Genomic DNA, 20474 nt, shown 5'->3' with positions numbered 1-20474 from the left:
ATTAAGTGTTGTTTATTAAAGTTTTAAAGGAATTAAAGAAAAAACCTCTATCTAAATAAATTAGATAGAGGTTAAATATTTTAAAGTAATATTTTTCTATTGTAGAACGTAAACGCCACCTTCTAAAATAACATTCATAATCCAAACCTCATTAGATCCAGAATATACATTATATGATACAGAGAATTTTTGCCCTTCTTCTGCGTTAGGGAAATTAGCTAATAAAATTGTATTTATTTTAGCTAATCTTGCTTCAGCAGTAGCTTCGTCTTTGCCCTCTCTTACGTCAAAGTTTCCATAAGCATCATTACCAACTAATGCATAATCTGCAGCAGCTAAAGTGTACTTAATTGTATTGTCAGGAACCCAAGTAATACCATCGTGTGCAAACTGAATTGTTTCTGTAGCTACATTGTTATATTTAGCCCAAGTAGAACCATTATATATAAAGTTTGCTGTATACGTAACAGTACCTCTAATGTCGTTACCATCTGCATCTTCACCTACTTTTGTATATAACTCGTATGTTGCAACAGCAATATCACCAGCTTCTTTTGTTTCAAACTTAAAACGTTCTGGTAAAGTTACAGGTATTTTTAAAGCCGCTTCATCATGGCTAGAGAAGTTTGGGAAGTTTTCTCCCATTGCATTATATTCTGCAGGTGTAAAACCAGCAAATCTAGTCCAAGATCCATTTTCAAATAAGAAACCATCTGTAAGTTCTGCAGAAGTACCTGCGTAATACTCGTAACGTAAAGAAACAAAATCACCTTCTTCAGCAGCAGGGTATTCAGCGGCTAAGAAATCGAATATATGATCTTCATCAGAAAAGTTACCATAAGTATCACCTGTTATATCATTGTGTTCTTCAGCTGTAAGCTCTCTAACTTCAGCATCATAAGTTGATATTTTGTTATACCAATCAAAAGTCATTATAGCAGAAGATGCTTGTTCAACTTCGATATCGTTATTATATGTTACACCTAAAAAAGGGTAAGTTTCTGTAAGGTAGTTAGGTATTAATGCTTTTGCATCGTCTACAGAACTAAAATTTGGAAAATCAAACTCAAAAAAGTCAGCGTAATCATCAGCTGTAAAAGTATACTCTAGGTTTCCAATTTCAGAATCAATTGCATTGTAAACGTTTAATTCTTTATTTATGTCTTCCATTGGATCACAAGAGGTGAAAATAAACCCAAATGCGATTAGTGAATAAATTATTTTTTTCATCTTAAATATGCTTTTTTAATTAAAATCTAATTTTTGTGCTAAGGCTAAATGTTCTTCCAAAACCATAGAAAACAGAAGCTGTTAATGCATCGTGGTCACCACCATCTTGTGCATCTGCAATGTATCTTGTATCAAAAACATTGTTCATTCTAACAGTAATTGTTGTGTCGTACTCGCCTAATTTAAAGCCGTGTCTTAAACCTGCGTCAAATAAACCATAATCTGGTACTTTCCATGCTTCTGGTGTAGATGCGTCTCCACGTTCACTAGGATTGTAGTTAGCATACAAGTTATCATAGTAGTTGTAATCTATGATTAAGTTAGTTTTAGGCATAACCTCATAGTTAAGTCCTAAAGCCATTGTAGTTTGTGCAGCATCACCAACATGTAAATCTTTAATATAAATGTCTACCGTGTTAACCAGGTTTTGATCTTCATCAAAAATTTCTACATCTGTAACATTGTTTTGCCATGTCCAGTCTCCAAAAGAAGCCATACCTGTTATAGTTAATTCGTCTGTAGCTCTATATGTAAAGTCTAATTCTATACCTTGGTGCAATGCATTTACTCCTAAAATATTTGCAGTACCTAACGTTCCATCAGGATTGTTAAATGTAGCTGTTTCAGTTCTGTCATTCCAAGTAGTTCTGTAAATATTTACATTAGCAGCTAATTTTTCACTACGGTAACCGTATCCTATTTCAGCGCTAAATATTTTTTGGTTTTCTGCATCTGGGTTTTGGTTTTCGTTGTCAAATCCAACAAATACACCACCAAAGTTTGCAGCTTTTTCAAAGTAACCAATATTAGCAAAAACATTATGGTTGTCGTCTATATTGTAGTTAGCACCACCTTTTGCACTATATCCTAAAAAGTTATATCTGTCTGTTTTTTGGTCAGGATCAGAATCTAAGTAGTTAAAGTAATCTATTCTTTGGTAAGATGTGTTAGATAATGCAGTAGATAAAAATGCAGAAAGCTTGTCCTGAGAGTACTCTGCTTGTGCAAAGAAACCTTGCCAACCTACGTTACCAATGTTATGGTATTGACGTTTGTCACCTACTTGTAGTCTAGCATTTGGGTTGTTTTCATTGTCATTATCTAAAGCATAGTTTCCACCTAATAAATCTGTAACTTCAGAATAGTGATCACCAGTGTAATCTCTTAAATCAATACCTACTAATAAATCTAAGTTTTCAGTTAAAGAGTTTTTGTAAGTAGATAAAAATCCAAACCACTCGTGGTTGTTTACAGAAGCTCTTAAGTAAGCTTCAGAACCAAAACCTTGACGACCATTTTCGCGGTTAATTTCTACAATATTGTCTAAGTCTACTGGCTGATCTGAACCACCTAATCTAGTTTTAAATAAATCTGTGTTAGTACCAGCAGTACCACCACCACCACCTTTACCCCAAGAGGCATAAACAGCAGATGATAAAATAGATTTGTCATCTATATTCCAATAGTGGTTTAAAGACGTTTGAGACTTGTGATAAAAGTTATCTTCTATATGAGTAACTTGACCATTCTTATAACCCCAATCTGGGTTAAATCTAATTCCGCTTTCAGCGTTTCTATATGTATCAATAGAACTTCTGTTTTGACGTTGTCCGTGTGTTTGTGGAGCACCAAAAGAAGTTAAAGATAATTTGTGGTTATCATTAATCTGCTTAGAGATGTTTACAAAATAGTTGAAACCATTAAATTGTGTACCGTCTACATAACCTTCACCAGTTGTTTTAGAAGCAGATACTGTAGCAGCAAATCCGTTATCCATTAAACCAGTAGATAAAGTAGCGCCATACTTTTGGTATCCATCGTTACCAACACCACCAATAATACTTCCACCTTTTTCTACGTCTGTAGTTTTAGATAAAATGTTTATAGTACCACCAATAGAAGGTACAGCTACTTTAGAAGCACCTAAGCCTCTTTGTACTTGCATAGAAGAAGTAACGTCTGATAATCCAGCCCAGTTACTCCAGTATACTCTACCGTTTTCCATATCGTTAACAGGAACCCCGTTAATCATTACAGCAACATTTTCAGAGTCAAAACCTCTAAGGTTAATTCTACCATCACCAAAACCACCACCAGATTTGGTAGCGTATACACCAGGTGTAGATTTTAGAACTTCAGGAAATTCCTGTGTTCCTAATTTTAATTCAATGTCAGCAGCACTAATTGTAGAAACAGCAACCGGAGTTTTTCTGTCTACAGCTACAGAAGCTACAATAACAACTTCTTCAAGAGCTTCTGCATCTGGCATTAATGTAATTTTGCCTACATTACCAATTGCGCTAAAGCTTATTTCTTTGGTGATGTATCCAATATAAGATACAACTAAAACACCAGAATTACTAGGGGCAGTTATGCTAAAGTTACCGTCAAAATCGGCAGCCATACCATTTGTAGTTCCTTTTACAACTACACTTGCTCCTGGTAGAGGTCCTCCTAAGTCACCATCCATAATTTTACCTGTGATGGTTCCTTGTGAAAATGCGAATGCCGTACATAATAACATAACGACAAAAACGAAGTAATTTTTTTTCATTTTTCTTTTGTTCTTTAGTTTTTTATTAACGGCACAAAAGTGTATAATTTATACAACTTGTACGTTAACAGAATGTTAAATCAGTTAACGCAAAAATAACATAAATTTAAGTTAAAATGGCGTTGATAAACAAGAAGTTATCAACGCCATTTTAACAAAACTTTTAGAAAATGTTATTTCTTAAAATTTTGTAGAATTTGTAATGTAGAAGGGTCGTGTTTTTCGTTTTTGTCAGCATTTATATCTTTTAAGATGTTATTTGCTAATTGCTTGCCTAGCTCAACACCCCACTGATCATAGCTGAAAATGTTCCAAATTATACCCTGAACAAATATTTTGTGTTCATAAAGGGCTATTAATTTTCCTAAACTTTTTGGAGTTAATTTGTTTATTAGTAGTGTTGTTGTAGGTTTATTGCCTTCAAAAACCTTAAAAGGAAGTAATTTTTTTATTTCTTCTTCGCTTAATTCTTTTGCTTTTAGCTCAGACAAAACATCCTCTTTGCTCTTACCATTTAATAAAGCTTCTGTTTGCGCTATAAAATTGGCCATTAATTTATTTTGATGATCTTGATCACCGTATAAAGATTCTTTAAAGCCAATAAATTCTGCTGGTATTACTTTTGTTCCTTGGTGTATTAACTGAAAAAATGCATGTTGCGAGTTTGTTCCTGGTTCTCCCCAGATAATAGTTCCCGTTTGGTAAGTAACAGGTTCGCCATTACGATCTACGCTTTTACCATTACTTTCCATAATACCTTGTTGTAGATATGCGGAAAATCTACTTAAGTATTGTGAGTAAGGTATTATAGCTTCAGTTTCTGCATTGTAAAAGTTGTTGTACCATATAGTTAGTAGGGCAGAAATAACTGGAATGTTCTCTGAAAACTCTGTGTTTTTAAAATGCTCATCCATTTCATTGGCGCCCATTAAAAGACTGTCAAAATTAGCGAATCCTACAGATAAGGCAATACTAAGGCCTACGGCACTCCATAAAGAGAAGCGTCCGCCAACCCAATCCCACATAGGAAATACGTTATTAGCATCTATGCCAAATTCTGCTATTTTAGTAGCATTTGTAGATACAGCTGCAAAATGTAAAGCAATATCACTTTCTTTGGTTTTAAATTCAGGATTTAAAAACCATTTTTTTATTGTTGTGGCGTTGCTTAATGTTTCTTGTGTTGTAAATGTTTTTGAGACAACAACAAATAGTGTTGTTTCTGGATTTAACTCTTTAAGTATTTCGCGAACATGGTCACCATCTACATTGCTAACAAAATGCATTTTTAAATGGTTTTTGTAGAATTTTAACGATTCTACAACCATTGCAGGTCCAAGATCTGATCCGCCAATACCAATGTTTACAACATCTGTAAATGATTTGCCTGTGTACCCTTTACTTTCTCCAGAAATAATACGTTCTGTGTAGTTTTTAATCTTTTCTTTTACAGCGTATATTTCAGGAATTATGTTTTCTCCGTCTACTAAGACAGAGTCAGATTCTTTTGCGCGTAGTGCAGTATGTAAAACGGCTCTTCCTTCTGTTTGGTTTATTGGCTCTCCTTTAAAGTAGCTTTTTATAGCATCTTTTAGATTAACCTCGTTTGCTAATTCTAGTAAATGCTTTACAGTATCTTCTGTAATTCTGTGTTTAGAATAATCAAACAAAAAATCTTTATCCTCTATGGTTAGTTTTTTAGCACGATTTTCATCATCCTTAAATAAATCTTTAACCTTAAGATCTTTAGTGTTATTGTAGTTTTCTTTTAATTTTTGCCAAGCAGCAGTTGTAGTAGGGTTGGTGTTCTGTAATGCCATTTTTATGGATTAATTATGTTTTCTTCTTTGTCTTCTGTGATAATTTTTTTAGGGTAAACTATTTTTTCTAACTGAGCCATTTTAGGGTTTATAAAATCTAAATAACCAGTTTTTAAACTATCTGCAATAGACTCTGCCGTTGGTAATTTTTCTCTTAAAGGATCAACTTGTTTACCGTTTTTCCAGAATCGATAACAAACATGAGGTCCTCCGGTATTCCCGGTCATACCTACCCAGCCAATAACATCGCCTTGTAAAACATATTCACCCTTTTTTACGTTTTGGTTTTTCATATGTAAATACTGAGTACTGTATGTGCCGTTGTGTTTTATTTTTACAAATTTACCATTACCACCACGTCTTGTAGATTCTACAACGGTACCATTAGCAGTGGCAATAATAGGTGTGCCAATTGCTGCAGCATAATCTGTTCCTTTGTGTGGCCTTACTTTATAGCCGTAATATTTTATTCTTCTGTTTAGGTTATAGCGAGAAGATATTCTGTAGTTAAACTTTATAGGTGCTTTTAAAAATGCTCTTCTTAAGTTGTTTGCTTCTTGATCATAGTAGTCTGCAATTTGTTTTAAAGAGTCAGTAGTATATTCAAAAGCATAAAAGGGCTTTCCGTTATGTTCAAAATAAGCAGCTTCTATAGATTCTGATCCCGCATAAATTGTATCGTTAATGTAACGTTCTTTATATATAACTTTAAATTTATCTCCTTTTTGTAGTCTAAAGAAATCTATAGACCAAGCATATATTTCAGATAAATTATTAGTTACATTGTAATCTATACCTTGTTCTAGTATGGCTTCAGATAAAGAAGTGTTAATTATTCCTGAAGCTTCGCGTTCTACGTAAGTAACTTTCTTTTTCTTTTTATAAACATTTACAGAGTCTCTAAGGTCTACAACAGTATAATTTATACGATCGTTTTCATAGATAAAAAATTGAGCTGTTTCTGTAGTGTCTTTAGATTTTAGAATAACATAAGGTTTACCAACTCTTATACGACGAACATCAAAACTATCTTTGTATTCTTCAGATATTTTATGAATTTTAGGATAGTCTACCTTGTTATTGGTCATTAGTTCGCCAAAACTGTCGCCATTTCTAATAGTGTCTTGGAGTACCGTAAAGTTATCTAAGTTAAAACCATATTCCATTGCAACTATAGGTTTTTCTATAGTTATAACTTTTGGTAAATCATCATTGTTATTATTAACCTTGCTATCCTTGCAAGAAATAAATGTGGTTATTGATAAAAGAAAGAGGATAAATTTTTGCATTACTTAGATTTTTCGGGGTTAAAGATATGGTCTATCCATTCTTTTCCCCAATTATTTAACTCTTCTTTTGTATATAAATATGGAAAAAACACTACTTTTTGAAAACTTGGCGGCAAATAGTCTTTCCAATTTGTGCCTCCAGTAGCATCTATAGGCTTTTTGTCTTTTGCTAAATATCTGTAAGCGGAACCCATATGCATTAACGGCCAGTTAACATTTGCATTAATATCTAATGCTTTTAAGGCATCTATTAATTCTTTGTTTTCTTGACTCTTTTTAGGGAGTGCTAAATATTTATGGTAAATAGTATTTTCTTTTACCTGGTTGGCAATGCGTATTAAACGTGGAGTATATCTATACTCAAACTGTTTTAATGTTAATGTTTTTTCTCCAGTGTCTTTATCTGTTGCGCCGTTTTTCCAGTAAATTTCTTCGTAAAGTTCTTCTATACTGTCTTCTGATGAAAATTGATCTCTTTTAGTTTTATGAACTAAGTTTTCTAGAGGAGCCGAGTACAACTCAATCATTCTGTATTGTGCAGATTGAAAGCCACTTGCGGGAAGCAGTGCCATTCTGTACTTTAAAAATTGTTCCCTGTCCATACCATTTATCATAATACTAAATGATGAAATAAGAACTTTATAGTAACTGTTTATTCTATTTGCTTTCTCTGTAAAAAAAGCAACATCTTGAGATTTATCGTCTACAATTTGTTTTTGTTCATGTAAAATAAGTTTAAAGTACAACTCTGTAATTTGGTGGTACATTATAAATATTTCTTCATCAGGGAAATGCGTTCTAGGTATTTGTAAGCTTAATAGCGTGTCTAGATGTATATAATCCCAATAGGTAAGGTACTTTTCATAAAGTAAGCCATCTAGATAAGAACTTAAATCTTGTCCAGATCCTTTATATTTTTCTTCTAATTTTAAGATTTGAGACGCTATCTTTTCTTTATTGTCCATTAAGTGTTAATCCATTATTATTTTAAACTGATGCTTTAAACCTGCATAACCATCTAGGTCTGCTTTTATAGAGCCAACAGCTAAATCTGCTTTTATTCTAATCGGAATTTTATTTTCGTCATTAGAAACCCAAAGAGATAAACTTTCTTGTTCTTTAAAAACACGTCCAGACTCTACGTAGGGTCTAAATTTATGACATTCTACTTTACCGTATTTAGTTTTTAAAGTTTCTTTTCCTAAATACTTAAGTTTAAATTTAAAAATGCCATCATCATCATATAAAAGATTAAGAGTAATGGTTTCTCCCTTTACTAATTGATCTGCATCGTAATTGTTTCTTACGTAATAAAATGCAGAGATTAAATCCTGTATATTGTCTTCTATCTTAAAATCTAATTTTCTGTTTTTCTTATGATCGTTTAAAACAGCTTTTTTGTTTTTGTGGTCAAATTCTACATCTAGATTTAAGGTGTAGCTTCCTTCGCTAACCTGTCTAACAAATTTGTAAGGTTTACCATTGTCTTTGTCAAAATAACTTTCGTAAACATCATCTACCTTAAAAAAAACTCTAGCTAAACCAGTAGTTCTTCCTTTGCCTATTACATGGTAAACAGATTTGTTGTTGACTTTATCGTTTTTAACTTGTAGAGTTGCGTAGCTGGCGTTAAAGATTCCGTAATGAATTCTAAAGCGCAACCACTCACCGGCTTTAAATGCACTATGTTTGTTTTGTGCGTTTACAGATAAGGCGGTAAATAGCAGAATTATTATATATACTTTTTTCATATCGATAGTTGTAAAATTACTAAAATTGAAACTACAATTTAATGTCTTTACAATTATTTAAACAACTTTTGTTCCAAAGTATTGCGCAAAAAAAAAGCCTAGTCTTAAAACTAGGCTTTTCCTAAATAACCAACCAAACTTTAAATTATGAAAAACCAATACTTAAAGTTAATAAGGGAACCACCCCTTATGCCGTCAAAAGTACTACATTCTTTCAAAGTTGTAATTGGTTTTAACTTACTTTAACTAAAGTGTTAACACTACTTTAGCTTTTAAATGCAAAAATTAAAGCATTCCTAATAATCTGAGGTTTTTATAACGTTCCTCTAGATTCTTGTTCTCTTTCTATAGCTTCAAAAAGTGCTTTAAAATTACCTTTACCAAAAGATTTAGCGCCTTTTCTCTGTATAATTTCTATAAACATTGTTGGCCTGTCTAAAATTGGCTTAGTAAATATTTGTAATAGGTAACCTTCTTCATCTTTATCTATTAAAATACCTAGTTCTTTTAAAGGGGCTAGATCTTCATCAATTTCTCCAACTCTATCTAAAACATCTTCGTAATAAGAGCTGGGAACAGTTAAAAATTCTATGCCACGATCTCTTAATGCTGTAACTGTTTCTATAATGTTGTCTGTTGCTAATGCCATATGTTGTACACCAGAACCATTGTAAAAATCTATGTATTCTTCAATTTGAGATTTTTTTCTTCCTTCTGCAGGTTCATTAATAGGGAATTTAATACGCCCATTACCGTTGCTCATTACTTTACTCATAAGAGCAGTGTACTCTGTAGAGATATCTTTATCATCAAAAGAAACTAATTGAGCAAAGCCCATAACTTTTGCGTAGAACTCACACCATTTATTCATCTCGTTCCAGCCTACGTTACCTACAATATGGTCAATAAACTTTAAACCTACGTCTGTTGGTTTGTAATGTGGGTTCCAGGCTTTGTAACCTGGCAAAAACACACCCTTGTAATTGCTTCTTTCTACAAAAACGTGGACTGTTTCTCCGTAAGTATGTATTCCTGAGAAAACAACTTCTCCGTTTGCATCTTTTTCTTTTCTTGGTTCAAAATAACTTTGGGCGCCTCTGCTAGTAGTTTCTTTATAACTTTTAGTAGCGTCGTCTACCCATAGAGCAATGGCTTTAACACCATCTCCGTGAGCATCTATGTGTTTGTTTATGTCTCCGCCAGAATTTAAAGGCGATGTAAGTATTAATCTAATTTTGCCTTGTTGTATAACATAAGAAACACGGTCTTTTAAGCCTGTCTCTAAACCAGCATAAGCTAATGGTTGAAAACCCCAAGCAGACATGTAATAGTGAGCTGCTTGTTTTGCGTTACCTACATATAGTTCTACGTAATCTGTGCCAAGTAATGGTAAAAAGTCTTCTGCTTCTAAGTTTTCTTTTGGTAATTTAAGTGATGTATTGTCTAGTGTTGACATAATTTTGTGTTTTAAGATTTATATATTTTGATATTCTAAAAATTCTTGTTTTTACTGAAAACAAGGTGCTGGCCTGAAACATTTGTCTCACCACATTGCCCTTAAGTGGGCGGTAATATCAATTCTAAATAGTAACATAAAATTTTTTTGTATTTACAAATATCGTAAAAAAAATAGGTGAATGTTAGATTGTGCAGTTGTTAATTGTATAAATTAAAACCAATAACCAACACTAAAGAACATATTTCCTTTGCTTTGTTCAGGGGACCAAGAGTAAATAGCTTGTACTGGACCTAAAAAAGATTCAAAACCATAGCCTAAGCCGTATCCTGTATATTCTGGCAGCTGAAACCACTCTGCTTTTCTGTAAATATCATCATCTACATTAGCAAAATTAGCAGCTACTAATAAGTGGTTTTTTGGACTAAATTCATAATCTAATCTTGTGTAGCCCTTTATATAGCTATTCCCTGGTAAACTTAAAAAATCGTACCCAAGAAATGAAACAAAGTTGTTTCCGATGTTGTTGCCATAGCCTCCTAAGATAAAATCTAAAGATGTAACGGTTGAGTTTCCTAATTTAAACCCGCCACCAGTTTCTATATTTAAAGATAAGTTTTTTGCTAATGGTATTGCAGCTCCCATTGTGGCTTGCGCTATTGAAAATTCTTTAAAGTTATTATTGTAATCAGAAGAAAACATATAAAAGTGAAAGTCACCACTAAAAAACAAACCTTTACTAGGGAAATATTTATCGTTGTATGTATCTAACTTTAGTTGAGAGTATGTGCTAAAGTAGTTGCTTTTTTCAAAAATAGTTCTAAAATTAGAGTTTGCTCCATTTGTACTGCCAGTAGTGTTTTCTTTTTCTAGTGTGCGCGTTGTGTATTTTACAAACCTATGTTCTGCGCCTAAGCTAAAAGCAAACTCCTCATTCCATACCGTTTGTATATAAGCTTGGTTTGTAAAGTTTGTAACGTCTATATTAATATTGCTTATGCCTGTAATGGGAACAACAAAATTAGATTGTATAATATCATAGTCAATTTCATGATTAAAGTCGTTATAGCTAGAGTTTAGTCCAAAACTCCAATAAAAACCTTTGTCTATATAATATTGCATTTTGTATCTAATATTATCACCTAAAATAAGGTCAAAAGAGCCAACGTCATCTTGTAGAAAAATATTTTTCTTAGTTAGGTTTATAATGGCGGCACTCTTGTAAATGTCATCATAATGGGCTCCCATTTTAATAAACATTTTATTTTTGTTTTCTTTTAAGTTTAAAGCTAATACAACTTCATTTTCTTCAGAGTCAAGCGATTCTTTATTTAGCAACTTATACCTTATTGTTTTAAAGTTATTAGTTGCTGCTAAGTTGTTAATGCCTTGCTGTAATTTAGAGAAAGATATTTTTTTATCAATATCTAGTCTTAGCTTACCTTTAATGTATGCTCTAGTATAATCTTCATTACCGGAAATAGACAATTTGTTTATAATAATAGAATCATTTGCTTCTATTTGTTTCCGTGTTTCTATTTTTACAGTCTGTTGCTTTGCAATATCTGTTAATTCAGTAAATTTAATTTTTGCAGCTTCTTCTCCAGTTTTTATAATTTCTTTACCAAAAGCAAAATCTATTACTGAGTATTTTTCTATATCTGGTTTTATAAGAACATCGGTTTCTTTTGCTTTCTTTTTCATATCACTAACCGTTCTGTAATTGTTAATTTGTAACAATACTTCGGTTCCCGAGCTTAGCTTATCTCGGTTTGCTAATCCGTCTTGCACATCTACACCAATAACAATTGTTGCTCCTAGTTTTTTAAGCTTATTTATTGGGTAATTGTTTACTACACCACCGTCTATTAATATTTTATGACCTATTTCGGCAGGTTCAAATAAAGAAGGGAATGTGCCACTTGCCATAATAGCTTCTGGTAAATATCCGCTATTAAGTAAAATTTCTTGTCCAGTTTCTACATCAGTAGCAATGCAAAAAAATGGAATAGGTAGTTTGTTAAAATCATCTGTGTCCTTGACATGGTATAATAGTTTAACTAGAAGATTGTAAATATTCTGGCCGCTAGATATAGCAGAAGGAAATGAAATTTTAAAGTTGTTAAACGGCAAACTAAGAGCGTAGCGTTCTGCATCTTCTTTGTCATAAAAAGTTTTTGCTCCTCGTGGTAAGTTGTCTTGTATTAGTTTGGCAACATCTATGCTTCTAAATATAGAATCTAATTCGTTAGCAGAATAGCCAGATGCATATAAAGCGCCAATTATGGCGCCCATACTTGTGCCTCCAATATAATCTATTTTAACACCAGCTTCTTCTATTACTTTAAGTGCGCCAATGTGCGCAAGCCCTTTTGCGCCACCGCCACTAAGTACAAGACCAACCTTAATGCTGTCATTTGGGACTGTGTTTTGTGCAAAGTTAGTTGCGCAAATAAGAAGTATAAGTAAGGTTATTGCGTTCTTCATTTTTTTTAATGAAAGGTGTTATATATTTTTTTTGCTTTAGATACGCCAACTACTTCAGCTAATTTTTCTATGCTAGCTTCTTTTATTCTTTTTACAGACTTAAATGTTTTTAAAAGGTCTGTAGCGGTTTTTTCTCCCACACCATCTATACTTTCTAGTTCAGAGTCTATAGCGGCATTGCTTCTTTTTGTTCTATGAAAAGTAATTCCAAATCTGTGGGCTTCATTTCGTAATTGCTGAATTATTTTTAAGCTTTCAGATTTTTTATCTAAATATAACGGAATTGAGTCGCCTGGGAAATAAATTTCTTCTAATCTTTTGGCAATACCTATTATCGCTATTTTGCCCCTAAGTCCTAAAAGATCTAAGCTTTTAAGAGCAGATGATAATTGTCCTTTACCGCCATCTATAATAATAAGTTGCGGTAATGGTTGCTCTTCTTCTAGTAGTCTTTTGTAGCGCCTAAAAACAACCTCTTCCATAGAAGCAAAATCATCTGGGCCAACAACCGTTTTTATATTAAAATGGCGATACTCTTTTTTTGCAGGTTTGCCATTTTTAAAAACGACACAAGCTGCAACAGGGTTTGTGCCTTGTATGTTAGAATTGTCAAAACATTCTATATGTCTTGGTTCTTGAGATAAACGCAAATCTGTTTTCATTTGCGCCATAATACGATTGGTGTGTCTGTCTGGGTCGGTAACTTTTATTTGCTTAAAACGCTCCATTCTAAAATACTTGGCATTTCTTTCAGATAGCTCTAATATTCTTTTTTTATCACCTAACTTAGGTATAGTGACTTTTAAATCTTTGTCTACTATTACTGGGAATGGTAAATATATTTCTCTAGAATGAGATTTAAAACGTTGTCTTATTTCTATAATGCCTAATTGAAGTAATTCTTCATCAGACTCATTTAATTTTTTCTTTAACTCAAGTGTGTGCGACCTTATTATTGCGCCATGCGATAATTGCAAAAAGTTTATGTATGCAAAGCTTTCATCAGAAATAATAGAAAATACATCTACATTATTAATTTTAGGATTTACAATGGTTGTTTTAACCTGATAATTCTCTAAGACCTCTACTTTTTCTTTTATATCCTGTGCTTCTTCAAACCTCATTTCTGAGGCTAATTGTTTCATTTGTGTTTTAAAATAATGTAAAGAAGATTTAAAATTTCCTTTAAGTATATCTTTAATTTCTACAATTTGTCTCTGGTATTCTTCTGTGCTTTGGTGACCTTCGCAGGGGCCTTTGCAATTGCCCAAGTGGTATTCTAAGCAAACCTTGTATTTGTATGCGTTAATTTTATCCGCAGATAAGTCGTAATTGCAAGTCCGCAAAGGGTAAACACTTTTTATAAGGTCTAGTAAAACTCGTACGGTTTTCATATTTGTATACGGGCCAAAATACTCAGAACCATCTTTTATTAGGTTTCTTGTGTAAAATACACGCGGAAAACGTTCGTTTTTTATGCAAATCCAAGGGTATGTTTTATCATCTTTTAATAAAACATTGTATCTAGGTTGGTATTTTTTTATTAGGTTGTTTTCTAGTAGTAAAGCGTCAGACTCAGTATCTACTACAATGTGTTTTATGTAAACTATTTTTTTTACTAAAACCTTAGTTTTTCCGTACTCGTGATTCTTATTAAAATAGGAGCTAACTCTTTTTTTAAGATTTTTAGCTTTACCTACGTATAATATTTTTTCGTCTTTATCGTAGAATTGATATACACCCGGATTAGCGGGTAATGTGCTTAATTGTAGTTTTATGGAAATTGTTTCCGACATAAAATAAAAATATTCTCTTCTCTAGTTTAATATAGTGAAAATACTATGTTTTTAAAGATCTAACTATGATTTTTTAAAATTTAACGATATCAATTTATGTATGTTTACAAGCGTTTTGTATTGTTAAGAATATCTGTACATAGGTAGTATTCTTCATCTTAAAAATCCTTTTAACGCAAAAACTATGCATTTAATCGATAATAATAAAATATTTTTGTTTACATTGTAGACTTAAACTTTTGAAAAGCATGGAGTTATACGTTGTGGCAATGGGTGCTTATTTAATAATGATGATTTTTTTGGTAATTTACGAAGCTATATCATCTGATAATAAGGACAGCACTAAACATACCAATGATTAAAAAAGAATTAAGAGCCAAGTATATAGAGTTAAGAAAAAACTTATCTATTGACGAGTCTGAAGATAAAAGCATAGAAATAGCAAATCAGTTATTAAAAATGCCAATTTGGGATTTTAATTATTATCATATTTTTTTAACGATTGAAGAGAAAAAAGAAATAGATACCAGTACAATACTTTCTATTTTACAAGGTAAAGACAAACATATTATTTTACCTAAAATGAATGCAGATACTACGCTTACAAACTATTTGCTCACAGATGGTACTGTGCTTAAAAAAAACAAATACAATGTGCCAGAACCTTTAGATGGTATAGAAATTAGTCCTTTAAAAATTGATGTAGTTTTTATTCCTCTTTTAGCTTTTGATAAAAAAGGAAATAGAATAGGGTATGGCAAAGGTTTTTACGATCAGTTTTTAAGTGACTGTAAAGCTGATGTAATAAAAATAGGATTATCTTTTTTTGAAGCTGAGGAAGCAATTACAGATGTTTATAAAGGCGATGTACCTTTAGATTACTGTGTTACGCCTCAACAGATTTATCATTTTTAGAACCAAAAGCCTTTTTATTAAAGACTAAAAGTATACCAACACCAGTGCTAATAGCTGTGTCTGCAACATTAAAAACAGGCTCAAAAAAGCTAAATGTATTACCGCCAATTACTGGTATCCAAGAAGGCCAAACTGCATCTTGTACTATAGGGAAGTATAACATATCTACTACTTTACCATGGAAAAGACTGCTGTACGCGTCATCAGAAAATAATGTAGCAACCTTACCGTAGCTTTCGTCAAAAAGAACACCGTAAAAAACAGAATCTATAATGTTACCTAATGCACCTGCAAATATTAGAGATACCGCTAGTATTAATACTTTAGGAGCTTGTTTTTTAATTGTATCAAACAACCAATAGCCAATACCACCAACAGCAAACAATCTAAATACTGTAAGTATTAATTTTCCTGTGCTATCTGCTATAGGAAATATATCGCTTAACTTGGCGCCCCAAGCAGCTCCTTCGTTTTCTATAAATAGTATTTTAAACCAACTAAATACTTCAACAGATTGTTGATATGTAAAAGTTGTTTTTACATATATTTTACTTATTTGGTCTACTAATAAAATTAGTATTACAATTAGGGCAGATTTTTTTAAAGTCATTCTTTACAAGATAGATCTGGCAAAAATAGACAATTATTTGGTTTTAGAGATGTGTATGTTTCCTGTAATGGTAGATAAGTTGAAAATTATGTTGCCTTTTGTAAGTTTATCAGTAACAATTTCTCCGTATTTAGATTTTGCTGTTACGTTAGCATTATTACTTTCTACTATAATATTGCCACTTTGTGTAGTTGCAGAAATTGTCTCTTTAATATTTTTTAAAAGACAATAACCGTCTGATAAGGATATGTCTATATTTTTATACTTGCCAGAAGCTGTTATATTAGAACTCTTGCCATACACTCTTACATTTTTGTAGTTTGGTAAAACAATATGTAAAGAGATAGATATTACTTTGTGTGCGCTAAGCTTATCATTTGGGTTGGTAAATGTTGGACTAAAGCCTGTGGTAATAAATACGCTAGAAGCTTCTTCTTTAATTTCTAAAAGTAAGTCTTTTTGATATTCACCATCTATGGTGGCAGAGACAGTAACGTCATTTGTGTTGGCTGTTTCTAAAGTAACATCGTAACAGTTCTCAGAATTAATATTAATTAAAGAAATATGATCGTTAAGAACAGATTTTTCTACAATTTTTTGGGCAACCAAAAAATTGAAAGAAAAAGCAATTAATATAATTATAAGGGATTTCATTTAATGTATTAAAAAACGCCCTAAAAAGGGCGTTTGTTTATTTCTGCATATTTTTAGCTTCTATGCTAAGTGTTGCGTGTGGTACTAGTTTTAAACGTTCTTTGTTTATTAATTTACCAGTAACTCTGCATACACCATATGTTTTGTTTTCTATACGTAATATTGCATTCTTTAAATCGCGAATAAATTTTTCTTGACGAATAGCTAATTGTGTATTTGCTTCTTTGCTCATTGTTTGTGAGCCTTCTTCAAAAGCTTTAAATGTTGGCGAAGTATCATCTGTACCGTTATTACCATCATTCATATAAGCACTTTTTAAAAGTTCTAAATGCTCTTTAGCTTTGTCAATTTTTTCAGTAATAAGAACTTTAAATTCTTCTAAGTCTTTATCGCCGTATCTCACGTTTAATTCTTGCGCCATAGTTTTAATGTTTTTGGATAAACAATTTTGTATTTACTTCATCAAAAGCAATTGTTGTGCCATTGTCCAGTTTTTCCTCAAAATTAAGTTCCGCTGTTAATGTTTCAGTTTTAATATAAGCTATGTTGTCTGCAACAGCATTCTCCACATAACCATCTTTTAATATTTTTATATCAATCTTGTCTGTTACTTCAAAACCAGATTCTTTTCTTAGATTTTGTATTCTGTTTACTAGTTCTCTAGCAATACCTTCTTTTCTAAGATCTTCACTAATTGTAACATCTAGAGCAACAGTTAAACTACCAGAACTAGCAACTAACCATCCTTCTATATCTTGAGACAAAATCTCTACATCTTGCAGCTGTAAATTAATACTTTTATTCTCAATTGCAATAATTATTTCGCCGTTTTGCTCAATTTTTTGGATGTCATCTTGGTCTAATTTACTTACTGCATTGGCAATCAGCTTCATATCCTTACCGTACTTAGGGCCTAAAGTTTTAAAGTTTGGTTTTATTTGTTTTACCAATATGCCAGAGGCATCATCTAAAAGCTCTATTTCTTTTACGTTTACTTCAGACTTAATTAAATCTGCTACAGCTTCTATCTCGTGTTTTTGCTTTTCGTCTAATACAGGAACCATTATTCTTTGTAATGGTTGGCGTACTTTTATTTTTTCTTTTTGACGAATAGATAATACTAGAGACGATATTGTCTGTGCCTTTTCCATTTTACTTTCAAGATCCTTATTTACTAAGTCTTCATTGTATTTTGGAAAGTCAGCCAAATGTACACTTTCAGCATTTTCTTTAGTGGTTGCCTGAGTTAAGTCTTTGTAAAGTCTGTCCATAAAAAATGGAGCAATAGGAGCCGATAATTTAGCTACTGTTTCTAAACAAGTATACAATGTTTGGTAAGCAGATATTTTATCTTGTTGGTAATCTCCTTTCCAGAAACGTCTTCTGCATAAACGAACGTACCAGTTACTTAAGTTTTCTTGTACAAAGTAAGATATAAATCTTGCTGCTTTTGTAGACTCGTAATCTTCGTAAGCTAAATCTACCTTATTAATAAGGGTGTGTAATTCTGATAATATCCATTGGTCTATCTCTGGACGCTCTTCTAAAGCGATATCTTCTTCTGTGTAGCTAAAGTTATCTATGTTAGCGTAAAGTGAGAAGAAAGAGTAGGTGTTGTATAATGTACCAAAGAACTTTCTTTTTACTTCTGCAATACCTTCTAGGTCAAACTTTAGGTTGTCCCAAGGGTTTGCATTAGAGATCATGTACCAGCGAGTAGCATCTGGTCCAAACTCGTTCATAGTTTCAAAAGGATCTACAGCATTACCTAAACGCTTAGACATTTTTTTACCGTCTTTATCTAAAACCAAACCGTTAGATACTACGTTTTTATATGCAACAGAATCAAAAACCATTGTAGAAATAGCGTGTAGTGTATAGAACCAGCCACGAGTTTGGTCTACGCCTTCAGCTATAAAATCTGCAGGATACGCTTTGTTGTCGTCTATTAATTCTTTGTTTTCAAAAGGATAGTGCCATTGTGCATAAGGCATAGAGCCACTGTCAAACCAAACATCTATTAAGTCACTTTCTCTTTTCATTGGTTTTCCGCTAGCAGAAACTAATGTAATTTGATCGACAATATTTTTGTGAAGATCTATTTTGTCGTAGTTGTCTTCAGACATATCACCTACAACAAAATCTTCAAAAATATCTTTTTCAAGAACGCCAGCTTTTAATGCTTTGGCCATTTCCTCTTTTAACTCAGAAACAGAACCAATTATTATTTCTTCTTTACCATCTTCTGTTCTCCAAATTGGTAAAGGAATACCCCAATAGCGAGATCTAGATAGGTTCCAGTCATTTGCATTTGCTAACCAGTTACCAAAACGTCCTTCACCTGTAGATTTAGGTTTCCAGTTTATAGTTTCGTTTAGGTTAAACATTTTATCTTTTACATCTGTTACCTTAATAAACCAAGAGTCTAGTGGGTAATAAAGTATAGGTTTGTCTGTGCGCCAGCAGTTAGGGTAACTGTGCACATATTTTTCTACTTTAAATGCTCTGTTTTCTTCTTTTAATTTTATGGCGATTTCTACATCTATAGAACGCTCTGGTGCTTCACCATCGTTGTAATATTCGTTTTTAACATATTTGCCGCCAAGTTCTTTTAGTTCTTTTCTAAATTTACCTTGTAAATCTACTAAAGGAACAGGATTGTCATTTTCGTCTAACACCAACATTGGTGGTATTTCTGGTGTTGCCTGTTTAGCAACCATTGCATCATCTGCACCAAAAGTTGGGGCAGTGTGTACTATACCAGTACCATCTTCCGTAGTAACAAAATCGCCAGATATTACTCTAAATGCATTTTCTGCATTTTGGTAAGGTAATACATAATCCATTAATTGCTCATAAGTAGCATTTACAAGATCTGTACCTTTAACTTCTGCTAAAACTTTATATGGTATTTTTTTGTCTGCTGAAGTGTAGTTTGTAAAATCATCGTCACTTTCTGCAGCTATAAATTTACCGCTAAACTGTTTGCCTAATAAACTTTTTGCAAGTACTACCTTAATAGGTTCAAACGTATATTGATTAAAAGTTTGTACTAAAACATATTCTATTTTAGGACCAACAGTTAAGGCTGTGTTAGATGGTAAGGTCCAAGGTGTTGTTGTCCAGGCAATAAAAAAGATATCGCCATCTACATCTTTAAATGCTTTTGGTAATGTTTCTTTATTAGCTTTAAATTGAGCAGTAACCGTTGTGTCTGTAACATCTTGGTAGGTGCCAGGTTGGTTTAGTTCATGAGAACTAAGTCCTGTGCCCGCTTTAGGAGAGTATGGTTGTATTGTATACCCTTTGTAAATAAGGTCTTTGTTGTAAATCTGTTTTAGTAGCCACCAAACAGATTCCATATATTTAGACTTGTATGTTATGTATGGGTCTTCCATATCTACCCAATACCCAACTTGCTCAGTCATTTTGTTCCAAGCATCTGTGTAACGCATTACCGCTTTTTTACAAGCAGCGTTGTATTCTTCTACAGATATTTTTTTGCCAATATCTTCTTTGGTGATACCTAATTCTTTTTCTACACCAAGTTCTATAGGTAAACCATGGGTATCCCAGCCAGCTTTACGCTTAACTTGATATCCCTTCATGGTCTTATAACGAGGAAAAATATCTTTTATAGTACGCGCCATTACGTGGTGTATGCCAGGCATACCATTTGCAGACGGCGGGCCTTCAAAAAATACATATCCCTCTTTGCCTTCTCTATTGGTAACACTTTTTTCAAAAATATTGTTCTCTTTCCAATATTCTAGTATGTTCTCTGCTACTTTTGGTAGGTCTAATCCTTTATATTCCTCAAACTTCATATTAAGTGCTTCTGGTACTACATTTTAAGTTTGCAAAACTAATGAATTTTGAGTGAATAATAGTTTTTCAAAATACAAAAGCGTA

At 32.6% G+C, this 20474-nt stretch carries 14 protein-coding genes; 1 reads left to right on the top strand and 13 read right to left on the bottom strand.

Annotated elements, in window-relative coordinates; all coding sequences use genetic code 11:
- Positions 1-96: 96 nt before the first annotated feature.
- The 9 genes from BT107_RS10910 to uvrC all read right to left on the bottom strand — a co-directional run bounded on the left by BT107_RS10910 (position 97) and on the right by uvrC (position 14383).
- On the bottom strand, positions 97-1230 hold the full coding sequence (locus BT107_RS10910; RefSeq protein WP_139254311.1) for a hypothetical protein: 1134 nt from the start codon (positions 1228-1230) through the stop codon (positions 97-99).
- 19 nt (positions 1231-1249) lie between these two features.
- A complete protein-coding gene (locus BT107_RS10905) occupies positions 1250-3784 on the bottom strand; it encodes a TonB-dependent receptor (RefSeq protein WP_072303849.1) in 2535 nt (844 codons plus the stop codon).
- Positions 3785-3957: 173 nt separating this feature from the next.
- Entirely contained in the window at positions 3958-5604 is a 1647-nt protein-coding gene (gene pgi / locus BT107_RS10900) for a glucose-6-phosphate isomerase (protein WP_072303848.1), read from the bottom strand.
- Between the two features lie 2 nt (positions 5605-5606).
- On the bottom strand, positions 5607-6893 hold the full coding sequence (locus tag BT107_RS10895) for a peptidoglycan DD-metalloendopeptidase family protein (RefSeq protein ID WP_072303847.1): 1287 nt from the start codon (positions 6891-6893) through the stop codon (positions 5607-5609).
- Positions 6893-7858 (bottom strand): tryptophan 2,3-dioxygenase family protein, encoded by a 966-nt coding sequence (locus tag BT107_RS10890; RefSeq protein ID WP_072303846.1) that lies wholly within the window; start codon positions 7856-7858, stop codon positions 6893-6895. The genes BT107_RS10895 and BT107_RS10890 overlap by 1 nt, the downstream gene beginning before the upstream one ends.
- A 6-nt stretch (positions 7859-7864) precedes the next feature.
- Entirely contained in the window at positions 7865-8644 is a 780-nt protein-coding gene (locus BT107_RS10885; RefSeq protein WP_072303845.1) for a DUF3108 domain-containing protein, read from the bottom strand.
- A gap of 313 nt (positions 8645-8957) precedes the next feature.
- Complete coding sequence (hppD, locus tag BT107_RS10880) at positions 8958-10100, bottom strand: 4-hydroxyphenylpyruvate dioxygenase (RefSeq protein WP_072303844.1); 1143 nt, start codon at positions 10098-10100, stop codon at positions 8958-8960.
- Between the two features lie 213 nt (positions 10101-10313).
- A complete protein-coding gene (locus tag BT107_RS10875) occupies positions 10314-12587 on the bottom strand; it encodes a patatin-like phospholipase family protein (RefSeq protein ID WP_072303843.1) in 2274 nt (757 codons plus the stop codon).
- A gap of 5 nt (positions 12588-12592) precedes the next feature.
- Complete coding sequence (gene uvrC, locus BT107_RS10870) at positions 12593-14383, bottom strand: excinuclease ABC subunit UvrC (RefSeq protein WP_072303842.1); 1791 nt, start codon at positions 14381-14383, stop codon at positions 12593-12595.
- Positions 14384-14737: 354 nt separating this feature from the next.
- Here uvrC and BT107_RS10865 point away from each other — a divergent pair, with 354 nt between their 5' ends.
- Entirely contained in the window at positions 14738-15298 is a 561-nt protein-coding gene (locus BT107_RS10865; RefSeq protein ID WP_072303841.1) for a 5-formyltetrahydrofolate cyclo-ligase, read from the top strand.
- Here BT107_RS10865 and BT107_RS10860 read toward each other — a convergent pair.
- From BT107_RS10860 to ileS, 4 genes are read right to left on the bottom strand one after another with little or no spacing between them, the layout of a single operon-like run.
- On the bottom strand, positions 15270-15908 hold the full coding sequence (locus BT107_RS10860; RefSeq protein WP_072303840.1) for a lipoprotein signal peptidase: 639 nt from the start codon (positions 15906-15908) through the stop codon (positions 15270-15272). The genes BT107_RS10865 and BT107_RS10860 overlap by 29 nt on opposite strands.
- Positions 15909-15941: 33 nt before the next feature.
- On the bottom strand, positions 15942-16562 hold the full coding sequence (locus BT107_RS10855) for a DUF4097 family beta strand repeat-containing protein (RefSeq protein ID WP_072303839.1): 621 nt from the start codon (positions 16560-16562) through the stop codon (positions 15942-15944).
- 37 nt (positions 16563-16599) lie between these two features.
- Positions 16600-16983 carry a TraR/DksA family transcriptional regulator gene (locus tag BT107_RS10850; RefSeq protein ID WP_072303838.1) on the bottom strand — a complete coding sequence of 128 codons (384 nt, stop codon included), beginning with the start codon at positions 16981-16983 and terminating at the stop codon, positions 16600-16602.
- Positions 16984-16987: 4 nt separating this feature from the next.
- On the bottom strand, positions 16988-20389 hold the full coding sequence (gene ileS / locus BT107_RS10845) for an isoleucine--tRNA ligase (protein ID WP_072303837.1): 3402 nt from the start codon (positions 20387-20389) through the stop codon (positions 16988-16990).
- Positions 20390-20474 lie beyond the last annotated feature (85 nt).

Source organism: Cellulophaga fucicola (genome assembly GCF_900119145.1).
In the GTDB taxonomy this organism is placed as follows: Bacteria; Bacteroidota; Bacteroidia; order Flavobacteriales; family Flavobacteriaceae; genus Cellulophaga; species Cellulophaga fucicola.
This window is presented reverse-complemented; position numbering and strand designations above follow the sequence as displayed.